An 11,730-nucleotide genomic window follows, 5' to 3' on the forward strand; every position below is an offset into this window, starting at 1 on the left:
GGTGCAACTCCTGAAATTCGGTGCGACTTTTCTTGATTTAGGAGCGACTTTCTCGTGATTCGGTGCGACTTTTGTTCGATTTGGTGCGACTCTTGGAATTCGGTGCGACTTTTCTTGATTTAGGAGCGACTTTCTCGTGATTCGGTGCGACTTTTGTTCGATTTGGTGCGACTCTTGGAATTCGGTGCCATTTTCGGCCTAACTTTTGGGAGATTCGGTCTAACTTTTTATCGGTTCGGTCTAACTTTTCCCTGCTTCGGTCTAACTTCAGATTTTCGGCCTAACTTTTCAGGGATTCGGTCTAACTTTTTATCGGTTCGGTCTAACTTTTCCCCGCTTCGGTCTAACTTCAGATTTTCGGCCTAACTTTTCGGGGATTCGGTCTAACTTTTTACTGTTCGGTCTAACTTTTCCCCGCTTCGGTCTAACTTCAGATTTTCGGCCTAACTTTTGGGAGATTCGGTCTAACTCCTGATTTTCGGCCTAACTTTTCCCTGCTTCGGCCTAACTCCTGATTTTCGACCTATCTTTTGGGAGATTCGGTCTAACTTTTTATCGGTTCGGTCTAACTTTTCCCCGCTTCGGTCTAACTTCAGATTTTCGGCCTAACTTTTCGGGGATTCGGTCTAATTTTTTAACGGTTCGGTCTAACTTTTTCCCGCTTCGGTCTAACTTTTTATTGGTTCAGCCTAACTTTTCCCTGCTTCGGCCTAACTCCTGATTTTCGACCTAACTTTAGGAATAGGCTTAACTGTGAACTCAGTCCCTTTTCAAAAGAGCCAGTTCCAGTGCTTGTTTGCTTTTTTGATACTGCTTAAAGCGATCATTGAAAATGGTCGTTCCGCGACCGCGGAACATTCCGATGGATTACGCAACATGTATTTTCAGTGTTTGGAATCGAGCGCTGCCTCAGCGTATTAATTGGTTTTACTTCTGAGGTTCGTTCTAACTTTCCACTATTTATCCCTGCTTTGCTCGGAATCTGTAACTTTTTGCGGAGGTAAGTTACATGGGTGCAACTCTCAATTAGCTAATTTTTCTGAAATCTTAAGGATTATGAACATAAGAAAAACTTGGCTTAGCCAAGTCCTGTTTCAACTATTGCGCTTCGGTTGCTCGCTTGTCGCGGGCAGGGCGGGAGCCTCCCCGGACCGATAGTAATCTGTATGGTCTCGCTGGCACGCTGTTCCCGCAAGGCGCCAGCGCACCTCGCTGCATTTTTGTGCAAAAATCCTTATACTTTCTTAAAAAAAGCTGTCCACTGGCTTTATCCGCCTCTGGACAGCTTTTCATATAAGCAGTAATTATTCTTCTTCCGCGCTGTCCCATTCGGTCAAAATTTCGGGACCGTCCTTTGTAATGGCCAGTGTATGCTCGTACTGTGCCGACAGCGATCCATCAATTGTCCGCGCCGTCCAGCCGTTGTCATCCACTTTGGAATGCCAGTCGCCGATATTGAGCATCGGTTCGATCGTAAGCGTCATTCCTTCGCGCAACCTCAAACCGCGGCCCGGATTGCCATAATGGGCAACCGCTGGATCTTCATGCATTGTCGGTCCAATGCCGTGGCCGACAAATTCGCGTACGACGCTCAATCCTTCTGCTTCAGCATATTCTTGAATCGCGTGGCCAATATCGCCAAGCCGATTGCCGACAACCGATTGAGCAATCCCTCTGTACAGCGCTTCTTTGGTTACCTGAAGCAAATGTTCCGCTTCTTCGGAAACCGTTCCGACTGGATAACTCCAAGCCGAATCCGACAAGGCGCCATTCAGGTTGACGACCATATCGATGGTGACGATGTCTCCGTTCTTCAATGCTTTCTTATTCGGAAAGCCGTGGCAGATTTCATCATTTACCGAAGCGCAGGTGGCATATTTATACCCCTGGAATCCCTTTTCTTCCGGTATCGCGCCATGCTTTTCGAGAAAATCATTAACAAATTCTTCGATCTCCCAAGTGGTGATTCCCGGGCGGATCATCTTCTGAATCTTTCGATGCGCCAGTGCCAGTAGCTGGCCTGACTTCTTCATTTCGGCAATTTCATTCTTTGATTTCAACTGTATCATTACGCCTGTTCACTCCTATATCATCCAGCCGCGCAGGGTTTCCCTGCACAACCATCCATACTCCTAGTTTACCACTTTCCGCAAGGCTCTAACGACTCGACTGGCGTTCTTCCATCGAATGATTCAGGAAATAAATCAGCGATTGCAGTTCAACTGTCATATCAACATGGCGGACATAGACATCTGCAGGCAGCGAAAGCCGTACTGGAGAAAAGTTCAAGAAGCCGCGGATGCCCGACGCCATTGCCTGTTCAGCCACGGATTGTGCCTGATCAGCTGGTATCGTCAGAATGGCGGCTGTGATGTCACTGTTATCATCTGTCCGCAGTGCGTCCATCGGATGAATTTCCGTCCCACCGATTGTTTTTCCTGTTTTTTCTGGATTTTTATCATAGGCCCGGACAATTTGTGTATTATTATTTTTCCTGAAATTATGATTGAGCAGCGCCGTGCCCAGATGTCCGACACCAATAAGAATAACTTTGGATAATTCATCCTGATATAAAATTTTTTTCAAAAATTCCATCAAGTGCTGGGTATTATAGCCGTACCCTTTTCTTCCTAAAGCACCGAAATAAGAAAAATCTTTGCGGATTGTTGTGGAATCAATCTGAACAATTTTACCAAATTCCGATGACGAAATTCTTGTTTTGCCGTTTGATACCAAATGCTGCAAGGAGCGATAATACAGCGGCAAGCGCTCGGCTGTGGCTTGCGGTACCTTTTGATTGGCCATCTTGGCTCTCCCCCCCATGGTTGCCGTTTTTTTCTCAGTCCTTACATGCCCCGCTTCTGTTCTAGCTAGACACCCTTTTTACACTATACAACAAAAAAAGCAAGATGTGCTGAAAGGTGCTTAAAGCCCTTTCACTGGAAATACCAGAAGACTGTCTGCTATTGCCGATTCTTCAGCGATTACGCTACAATTAGGAGAGTGCGGATAAAGCAGTGCTTCTCTTTGGCTGTTTATGGACGTGCACAATGCTGAGGTGACTTTTCTATGATTCTTTTGCAGACACAGGATATCTGTAAGTCATTTGCTGCAGAGCCTATTTTAACAAATCTTTCCATTGAAGTTAAACTCGGGGAACATGTCGCGCTTGTCGGACGCAATGGCGCAGGCAAATCGACGTTGCTGAAGATCATTGCTGGTGCGATCAGCGCAGACAGCGGCCAAATCGTGATGCCAAAAGAGCGGACGATGGGCTATCTTCCGCAGAACGCGACTTTAAATTCCTCGCGCGGGATCTATGATGAATTACTAACTGTTTTCCAACCGCTGCTTGATACTGAACAGAAGCTACATCAGATGGAAGCGCAAATGGCCGCCCATGGGGATTTAAGTGAGAAGGATTATACGCAGCTTCTTAGTGCCTACGACGCGCTTCTGGCGGATTTCAAGGCGAAAGGCGGCTACACCTATCAAGCAGAAATACGCAGTGTCTTGAATGGACTGAAATTCGGTGGCTTTCCAGACAATACGCCGGTCAGCAACCTCTCCGGTGGACAGAAGACGCAGCTGGCGCTTGGCAAATTGCTTTTGATTAAACCGGATTTGCTGATTCTTGACGAACCGACGAACCATTTGGACATCGACACGCTGACTTGGCTCGAAACTTATTTGCAACGCTATCCAGGCGGCATTTTGGTTGTCTCCCACGATCGCTATTTTCTGGATAAGGTCGCGACGAAGGTCTATGAAATCGCCAGACATCAAGCCAAGAAATACAGTGGCAATTACTCGCGCTATCTCGACTTGCGATCGGCAGAATATGAACAAGCGATGAAAAATTTTGAGAAACAGCAGAAAGAAATTTCACGATTAAATGATTTCGTACAGAAAAATATTGTCCGCGCCTCAACCACAAAACGGGCGCAAAGCCGCCGCAAGCAATTGGATAAATTGGAGCGAATGGATAAACCGCGTGGCGATGAAAAATCAGCCAATTTCTCCTTCAGCACTGAAAAGCAGAGCGGACGCGATGTGCTTGCGGTCACTAACCTGACCGTTGGCTATGCCGGTCAAGCGATGATTAAAGATCTTAATTTTCAGCTGACGCGCGGGGATCGCGTCGCTCTTGTCGGACCAAACGGAATTGGCAAATCAACCGTCCTTAAGGCGATCACCGGCGACCGTACGCGCCTCGCCGGCGAGGTCCGCCTCGGCAGCCAAGTATCGATTGGTTATTACGATCAGGAACAGACAAGCCTGACCGGCACGAAGACTGTTCTGAATGAATTATGGGACGATTATCCGCTGAAACCAGAAAATGAAATGCGCAATGTGCTCGGTCGTTTTCTTTTTTCAGGGGATGAAGTCATGAAGATCGTCAGCCAGCTCAGTGGCGGGGAAAAAGCACGGCTGCTGCTTGCCAAATTGATGATGCGTCATGACAATTTGTTGATTCTTGATGAGCCCACCAACCATCTGGATCTAGACAGTAAAGAAGTGCTCGAAGCCGTGCTTGAGGATTATTCCGGAACGATTTTATTTGTGTCACACGACCGCTATTTTATCAATCATATCGCTGATCACGTTTTTGAATTGTCGCGCGACGGGCTTGTCGCCTATCTCGGTGACTACGATTACTATATTGAGAAGAAAAATGAACAGGCAGAGCTTGCCAAATTGGAAATTGAAACTGCAGCGCCAGCCGCTCAAACGGCTACTCCCTCCTCAGGAAAGCAGCAATTTCTTCAAGATAAAGAACAGAAGAAAAAGAAAAGACAACTCGAGCGTTCCATTGAACAAATGGAACAGGAAATCAGTACGCTTGAGTCATCTATCGATGCCAAGCAGCAATCGCTGATTACGCCGGAAGTCTTTAACGATACACGAAAAGCCAAAGAAGTTCAGGCGGAAATCGAGGCGAATGAAGCCAGGCTTGCGCAATTAATGGAGGAATGGGAAAGCGCGCAATTGGCCATCGACGCCCTCGAGCAATAAATGCATCAGAAAAACTAGCCAAGAATTCCTTTGAAATCTTTATACTTTCTTAGCGTTCAAAAAAAGGGAAGAACGGACAGGCAACGCTCCGTTCTTCCCTTTTTTATCTCTTATCTACAAGCAAAAATGCGACAGACCGACAAAGTAATTAGCACCCCTATTCACGCGTTGAAATCGACTGAATCGAGACTGCTTTATAGCCTGCACGAGCGATCACGGTCCGTAGCTTTTTTTCCGGCAAATCTTCTTTCATCCGCACGGTCGCTTCCCGGTCGCTTAACCGGACCTCTGCAGAGACGCCTTCGAGCTGGTTCAGCGCATTCTGCACACGAATTTTACAATTGCGGCAGGTCATTCCATCGATTTGGATTTTCTTTTGATAGGTGTAGTGCTGCGGATTCGGATCCGCTCCCTTTATTTCCTCGAGACGCTCGCAGCCACTGCCGCCGCAGCAACCCGAACGCAAACTGCTAAGCGCGTGGCGTCCAGCAAGAAAAAGAAGCACCGCAAGAGCGGCACAAAGCAGCCATGTAACCACAGTCAGGACTTCCCTTCTTGAATAATCAGCGCCGCGCGCTCAGACTGCAGAGCGGCTTGGCGCGCCTTCGCCAAAGTTTTCGCATTCGGCCGCCTCAAACCTTTCGCACGCAATTGATGTGCTGGGCATACCGCCCGTGCCCCGCAATCCGCGCAGGCACCCTGCCGGCAAATCGAACGGATAGCTAGCCCATAGAGCGGCACCAGAGCAAGGACAATCAGAATCGTTGCCAGATTCATCGTGAAGCCTCCAGTCCATCCACAATTTTTTCTGCTTTCGGGTGGCTGCCATACGCCGGTCGGAAGAGTAGAAAAATCACAAATGCAATCAAAAGAATGGCCAGCGCCGTACCGACATCAAAACTTTTACCAAGAAGCAGGAAACGGCCTAGTTGATTGAAAACAAAAGCAATACCATAGCCGAGCGCCATTTGATAACCAATCGCAATTGCTGTCCACTTATAGGAATTCATTTCTTTTGCCGTCGTGCTCATTGCGACAATACACGGCGGGTTAAACAAATTAAACAGCATGAAGGAAAACGCACCGACCGATGTAAACATCGAACCAATTCCGGAAATAAGCGCGTGCGAATTGGCCGTATCTGAAACACCGTTCAATACGGCGAGGGTGCCAACCGCGTTTTCTTTCGCTGCCAACGCGCTGATCGACGCAACTGCGCCCTTCCATGTGCCGAAACCAAGCGGTGCGAAGAACCAACTGATCATATGGCCAATGGAAGCAAGCATGCTCGCTTCAACATTGCTGACCATTTGCAGTCTCCAGCTGAAGGAGGACAGAAACCAGATCAGGCTGCAAGCCAGAAAAATAACCGTACCCGCCTTGATGACAAAATGTTTGCTGCGCTCCCACATATGGAGCAGCACACTTTTCAAAGATGGCAAGTGGTAAGCCGGCAATTCCATCACAAAAGGAGCCGGTTCGCCAGCAAACAGACGCGTTTTCTTCAGAATGATGCCTGACATCGCGATCATCGCGATGCCGAGCAGATACATTGCCGGAGCGATCCAGCTCGATCCCGGGAAGAAAGTCAGAACCATCATCGTAATAATGGTTAATTTTGCCCCACACGGCATAAATGTCGTTAGCATAATCGTCATCCGCCGGTCCTTCTCACTCTCAATCGTCCGTGTCGCCATAATGCCTGGCACGCCGCAGCCGGAACTAATCAAGATTGGTATAAACGATTTCCCGGAGAGTCCAAAGCGGCGGAACAGACGATCCATGATAAAAGCCACTCGCGCCATATAACCTGAATCTTCGAGTATGGACAGAAAGAAAAACAATATCATCATCTGTGGAATAAAACCGAGAACAGTTCCCACGCCGCCAATGATCCCGTTAACAATTAGACTGATCAGCCAGCCCGCTGTCCCGACAGATGTCAGTAGCTGTGTCGCGCCGTTCGTTAGCCAATTACCGAACAACGTATCGTTTGTCCAGTCTGTCACGAATGTGCCGACTGTCGTCACCGAAATATAGTAGATCAGCCAAATGATTGCGATAAAAATTGGCAACGATAAGAAGCGATTCGTCACAACCTGATCAATCCTATCGGTGACGGACAATTTTTTTCCAGCTTTGCGGACGCAGTCGCTGACCACCTCGTCGATAAAATCATAGCGTTCATTCGTGATAATTGTTTCACTGTCATCACCGAATTCCTGCTCTGCTGCGACAATAATCGATTCAATCGTTTGCAACAGACTGTCCGGAAACTGCATCGCGTCCAATACTTTTTGATCGCGCTCAAATAATTTGACTGAATACCAACGTAATTGTTCCGGCATTGCCCGATCGCCGATCAGCGTACTGATTTCAGAGAGTGCCGCTTCCACCTTCTTGCTAAAAAGAGCAAATGATTGGTGCGTTTTTTCCGCTGCCGCTAATCGGACAGCCATTTTCGCCGCGTCCATCAATCCAATTGCTTTCACAGCTGAAGTCTCAATTATTTTGCAATGGAATTCTTTCTCCAGTTTCTTGATATCTATCTTATCGCCGGATTTACGGACGATATCAATCATATTAAGCGCGATGATGACGGGAATCCCAAGCGCAACAACCTGCGTCGTCAAATAAAGATTTCGTTCCAGGTTCGTCGCGTCAACAAGATTAATCACCGCGTCAGGACGGTCATTGATCAAATAATTGCGACTGACAACCTCTTCAAGCGTATAGGGAGAAAGCGAGTAGATCCCCGGAAGATCAGTGATGATTACGCCCTTATGTCCCTTGAGCCGGCCTTCTTTTTTTTCGACGGTCACACCAGGCCAGTTGCCGACATATTGACTGCTTCCGGTTAAATGATTGAACATCGTTGTTTTGCCACAATTGGGATTACCAACCAATGCAATCTTCATCGTCCTCCCCCTCCTCAATTAGGATAATTCAATATTTTCTGCTTCGCTTTTTCGAATCGATAGTTCATAGCCCCGCACCGTGATTTCAATTGGGTCACCAAATGGAGCAACCTTGCGAACCGTCACTTTCGCTCCCCTTGTTATTCCCATATCCATAATTCGCCGTCTGAGGGCACCTTCACCCAGGATACCGGCAACCCGCACCGTATCGCCCGGCTGAGCATCTTTAAGAGTTTTCAACAATATCGACTCCTTTTCCGATTCAATAGGTCATGACCCGTCTCGCCATCGCTTTGCTGATCGCAAGCCGCGTTCCTTTTATTGTCACAATGACATTTCCGTTTGTTTCTGTTACAACTGTCAGTTCGGCGCCCTCAATCAGACCGAGATGGCGTATGAATCGTTTGCTGTCATCCTTACCTGAAATCGATTTGACGCGCACTTGTTCACCCGCGCGAACCATACTCAACGGCAGCGCTGGTCTTCCCGATTCGGTATGCGGATCGATCATGGCCGCGTTTGGCCTATTTTCTTCTTTCAATCGGAACGTCTCCTTATGCATGGCAAACAGTATACTGCTTGCGATCTTTGCAATGAATTAATTGTACCGATACATTCATTCTATTGATAATGATTTTCATTGTCAAACTGATTAACGGCAGTATCCCCGAGATGGCCTTTCCATGACTTGATCATGGCGTTGAAAAAACTAACAAGGGAATATATCCTGCCGAAGCCGAAAAAATTCGTTAAAAATCTTCAATCGCGAGGTTCGGGCTGCCGTTTAAAGACAAATCTGCGCGCATGCCTTTGAGGTAGCCAATTGTTCCAGCGGCCGCAATCATCGCCGCGTTATCCGTACAATATTTCAGCGGCGGAATGACCAGCGGGATGCTGCGGCGATTCGCCGCAGCTGTCATTTTTTGCCGAACATTGCTGTTTGCGGACACACCGCCGGCTACAAGAATCTGGTGTACTTGAAAGCGTTCTGCCGCCATCATCGTTTTCTTAACCAGTACGTCACTGACACTTTCCTGAAAGCTGGCAGCCACGTCTTCTGCCTTTACAGACTGACCGCGTTGCCTGCTGTTATGAAGATAATTCAGCACGGCTGATTTCAAACCGCTAAAGCTGAAATCAAGTGACCCTTCCTCAAGCCAGGCACGTGGAAAATCAATCACGGCCTTACCGTTTTTTGCCAGTCGATCAATTTCCGGTCCGCCAGGATATGGCAAACCGAGCGACCGCGCAACCTTGTCGAACGCCTCGCCAGCTGCATCGTCGCGCGTCGTTCCCATGACCTCATAAGATCCATGCGTCCGCATCAGAACAAGTTCGGTATGCCCGCCAGAGACGACAAGGGCAATCAACGGGAATTGTAATTCAGTGACAAAGCGGTTGGCATAGATATGACCGGTGATATGGTGTACCGGCACGAGCGGCAACCCATGTGCAAAGGCCAGCGCCTTTGCCGCATTGACGCCGACCAAAAGTGCACCTATCAACCCTGGTCCCTGTGTCACCGCGATCGCGTCCAGATCGCTCCAGGAAACACCTGCCTCGTTCATTGCCTCTTCAACCATCACTGTAATTTGATCGACATGGTGACGTGAGGCAACTTCAGGTACCACACCACCGAAGCGTCGGTGTATATCAATTTGCGACGCAACCGCATTCGAACGGATGATTTTCCCATTCTCAACAACTGCCGCAGCCGTTTCATCACAGCTTGTTTCAATAGCCAATATCAACGTTTTTTCCTCAAATGAAAAACTCATAACCTCACCCACATTACCAGCGCATCTTCACTGTTATTCGTATAGTAATTTTTCCGGATGCCGCCATCGCTAAATCCAAGCTTCCGGTACAAATTTTGCGCAATCTGATTGCCGACCCGGACTTCGAGACTCATCGAGCGGGCCCCACGCATCTTGGCAAAAGCCATCACGTGACGGAGCAACCCTTCACCGACTTTATACCCTCGATACCTGCTGAGCACAGCTAGATTAGTCACATGCGCTTCATCGATAATCACCCATACCCCGCAGTAACCAATAATCTGATTCAGATATTCGGCAACAAAATAAGTGGCGAAATGATTATTGGTCAACTCATTATGAAAAGCCTGTTCCGACCACGGTACATCGAAGGCATTATGCTCCACGATCAGCACCGGGCCAATGTCCTCGACTTCCATTTTTCGGATTGAGACGGAATCAGCGCCGCGCATCGTCATCGCTCCTGATTGGCAAGCCATTTTGCTTCGGCTTCAGCCATTCTCAAATAGACCGGCAGGAAATGATGTATGTCCGAAACCGGTTCTTTCTCTAAGCCGAGGCGAGCAAGTTCCCCTGGTCTCGGACTATTCTGCGTCGCTGTCCCAAGATGCGCCCATTGATACTTTTCAAGCGCTTCTCGCCAGATACTAAGATCATTACTAAGAAAAAGCACGGGCTGGTCCAAATGTTCAAGCTTCGGCAGCCAATCCTTCATCAATAGCAATTGATCAGCCGCAACGCTTTCAACCCTACCGCCAGATGAGCGATAGAGACCGGCAAAAACCTGTCCACGGCGTGCGTCAAAGAAAGGGGCGATATAGCCATTGAAATAGCGGCCGTTTTGCGCGACAATTTCCAGGCTCGAGACACCGACCAGTTCTTTTTTCAGCGTCCAGGCCAGTGTCTTGGCAATCGTCACGCCAATTCGCAGACCTGTATAGGAACCGGGTCCATAAGCCACCACAATCCGATCCAATTCCTCAGGCCGGATCCCAATAGCTTCCGTCATTTGTGCAATGGCCGGCATCAGTCGTTCCGAATGATTCTTTTTGCTATTGGTAATTAACTCTGCTAAAACCTTTTCCTCAGTGGCAATCGAAATGCCCATGACCAGATTAGATGAATCAATTGCAAGTATCTTCATTTTTCTCTATCTCCCTGCATAATCGCCCTGCTTCTTCTCCTTGTGCCATTAACACGAGTTCTCGCGCGTTCTCTCCGGCTCGATTAATTTTTATCTGCAAATAATTATCCGGCAGCCATGATGGAATATTTTCCGCCCACTCAATGACTGTAACGCCGTTCTCTTCATAGTAATCTTCAATACCGATATCCTCTTCGTCTGTAATCCGATAGACATCCATATGAAAAAGCGGCAGACGGCCGCTGCGATATTCTTTGATAATTGTAAAGGTCGGACTGTTTACCATTTCTTGAATGCCCAAGCCTTTGGCCAAACCCTTTGTAAAAATCGTTTTTCCGGCGCCCAAGTCACCGGAAAGCGTCAATACCGTCCCAGGCACGAGAAAGGAAGCAACCCTTTTTGCAAATGCCATCGTTTCTTCTGGAGTACGCAATTTAAGCTGCAGCAAAATGCTCACCTCATTAAAAAAATGCCAGCCTTTCCATTCTATCCATAGGCATTCAAACCCTATCATGCAACACTAGTGTAACATATCTGATCATCGATTTCCTGACTTTGCAAATCCTGTGATTAAAGCTTGTGACGATTAATTATTGCTTCTACTATAGCACTTTTTGCGCACTTGGAAAAAACGGTCAGAAGTGTCCAATTGATTTGAATGGTATTTTTCTAGCTATGAAAAGCTGGGAAAAAAGCATCTGATCCTTATTTGCATTAATAGTACCCGGCTACTTGCTTGCGCAGACACTAGATTTACCGCGAAAATGATACTTAACGCATAAAAAAGAACAGGCGCCGCTCATTTCTGAGAAGCGCCTGTTCTTTATCATTTGCCTGGCAGTGACCTACTCTCGCAGGGGGACAGCCCCCAACT

At 47.7% G+C, this 11,730-nt stretch carries 12 protein-coding genes; 1 reads left to right on the top strand and 11 read right to left on the bottom strand.

The annotated features are described in order from the left end of the window. Window positions 1–1,304: 1,304 nt before the first annotated feature. Entirely contained in the window at window positions 1,305–2,069 is a 765-nt protein-coding gene (gene map, locus JOC27_RS13095; RefSeq protein ID WP_205007723.1) for a type I methionyl aminopeptidase, read from the bottom strand. Window positions 2,070–2,157: 88 nt separating this feature from the next. Further along, window positions 2,158–2,805 carry a redox-sensing transcriptional repressor Rex gene (locus JOC27_RS13100; protein ID WP_205007724.1) on the bottom strand — a complete coding sequence of 216 codons (648 nt, stop codon included), beginning with the start codon at window positions 2,803–2,805 and terminating at the stop codon, window positions 2,158–2,160. A gap of 264 nt (window positions 2,806–3,069) precedes the next feature. Here JOC27_RS13100 and JOC27_RS13105 point away from each other — a divergent pair, with 264 nt between their 5' ends. Continuing rightward, window positions 3,070–5,016, top strand: coding sequence for an ABC-F family ATP-binding cassette domain-containing protein (locus JOC27_RS13105; RefSeq protein ID WP_205007725.1), 1,947 nt, complete (start codon window positions 3,070–3,072; stop codon window positions 5,014–5,016). Between the two features lie 157 nt (window positions 5,017–5,173). Here JOC27_RS13105 and JOC27_RS13565 read toward each other — a convergent pair whose 3' ends face one another. The 9 genes from JOC27_RS13565 to tsaE all read right to left on the bottom strand — a co-directional run bounded on the left by JOC27_RS13565 (window position 5,174) and on the right by tsaE (window position 11,304). Beyond that, window positions 5,174–5,554, bottom strand: coding sequence for a cation transporter (locus JOC27_RS13565; protein WP_205007726.1), 381 nt, complete (start codon window positions 5,552–5,554; stop codon window positions 5,174–5,176). Window positions 5,555–5,556: 2 nt separating this feature from the next. Beyond that, complete coding sequence (locus JOC27_RS13115) at window positions 5,557–5,793, bottom strand: hypothetical protein (RefSeq protein ID WP_205007727.1); 237 nt, start codon at window positions 5,791–5,793, stop codon at window positions 5,557–5,559. Then, entirely contained in the window at window positions 5,790–7,934 is a 2,145-nt protein-coding gene (gene feoB, locus JOC27_RS13120) for a ferrous iron transport protein B (RefSeq protein WP_205007728.1), read from the bottom strand. The genes JOC27_RS13115 and feoB overlap by 4 nt, the downstream gene beginning before the upstream one ends. 18 nt (window positions 7,935–7,952) lie before the next feature. Then, window positions 7,953–8,174, bottom strand: coding sequence for a FeoA family protein (locus JOC27_RS13125; RefSeq protein WP_205007729.1), 222 nt, complete (start codon window positions 8,172–8,174; stop codon window positions 7,953–7,955). Window positions 8,175–8,196: 22 nt separating this feature from the next. Continuing rightward, window positions 8,197–8,475: a FeoA family protein gene (locus tag JOC27_RS13130; RefSeq protein ID WP_239530328.1), complete on the bottom strand. Its 279-nt coding sequence runs from the start codon at window positions 8,473–8,475 to the stop codon at window positions 8,197–8,199. Between the two features lie 208 nt (window positions 8,476–8,683). Then, window positions 8,684–9,712 (bottom strand): tRNA (adenosine(37)-N6)-threonylcarbamoyltransferase complex transferase subunit TsaD, encoded by a 1,029-nt coding sequence (tsaD, locus tag JOC27_RS13135; RefSeq protein ID WP_205007730.1) that lies wholly within the window; start codon window positions 9,710–9,712, stop codon window positions 8,684–8,686. After that, window positions 9,709–10,191: a ribosomal protein S18-alanine N-acetyltransferase gene (gene rimI, locus JOC27_RS13140; protein WP_205007731.1), complete on the bottom strand. Its 483-nt coding sequence runs from the start codon at window positions 10,189–10,191 to the stop codon at window positions 9,709–9,711. The genes tsaD and rimI overlap by 4 nt, the downstream gene beginning before the upstream one ends. Then, on the bottom strand, window positions 10,167–10,856 hold the full coding sequence (tsaB, locus tag JOC27_RS13145) for a tRNA (adenosine(37)-N6)-threonylcarbamoyltransferase complex dimerization subunit type 1 TsaB (RefSeq protein ID WP_205007732.1): 690 nt from the start codon (window positions 10,854–10,856) through the stop codon (window positions 10,167–10,169). Before tsaB ends, rimI begins: the two co-directional genes overlap by 25 nt. Beyond that, window positions 10,837–11,304 carry a tRNA (adenosine(37)-N6)-threonylcarbamoyltransferase complex ATPase subunit type 1 TsaE gene (gene tsaE, locus JOC27_RS13150; protein ID WP_205007733.1) on the bottom strand — a complete coding sequence of 156 codons (468 nt, stop codon included), beginning with the start codon at window positions 11,302–11,304 and terminating at the stop codon, window positions 10,837–10,839. The genes tsaB and tsaE overlap by 20 nt, the downstream gene beginning before the upstream one ends. Window positions 11,305–11,730: the final 426 nt, after the last annotated feature.

Origin of the sequence: Sporolactobacillus spathodeae, from assembly GCF_016908935.1 — a bacterium.
Classification (GTDB): Bacteria; Bacillota; Bacilli; order Bacillales; family Sporolactobacillaceae; genus Sporolactobacillus; species Sporolactobacillus spathodeae.

Excerpts from the sequence above, each read along its gene's own strand:
- feoB (WP_205007728.1), bottom strand. The coding sequence starts at position 7,934 with ATGAAGATTGCATTGGTTGGTAATCCCAATTGTGGCAAAACAACGATG.
- map (WP_205007723.1), bottom strand. The coding sequence starts at position 2,069 with ATGATACAGTTGAAATCAAAGAATGAAATTGCCGAAATGAAGAAGTCA.
- rimI (WP_205007731.1), bottom strand. The coding sequence starts at position 10,191 with ATGGCTTGCCAATCAGGAGCGATGACGATGCGCGGCGCTGATTCCGTC.
- tsaB (WP_205007732.1), bottom strand. The coding sequence starts at position 10,856 with ATGAAGATACTTGCAATTGATTCATCTAATCTGGTCATGGGCATTTCG.
- JOC27_RS13115 (WP_205007727.1), bottom strand. The coding sequence starts at position 5,793 with ATGAATCTGGCAACGATTCTGATTGTCCTTGCTCTGGTGCCGCTCTAT.
- JOC27_RS13100 (WP_205007724.1), bottom strand. The coding sequence starts at position 2,805 with ATGGCCAATCAAAAGGTACCGCAAGCCACAGCCGAGCGCTTGCCGCTG.
- tsaD (WP_205007730.1), bottom strand. The coding sequence starts at position 9,712 with ATGAGTTTTTCATTTGAGGAAAAAACGTTGATATTGGCTATTGAAACA.
- JOC27_RS13105 (WP_205007725.1), top strand. The coding sequence starts at position 3,070 with ATGATTCTTTTGCAGACACAGGATATCTGTAAGTCATTTGCTGCAGAG.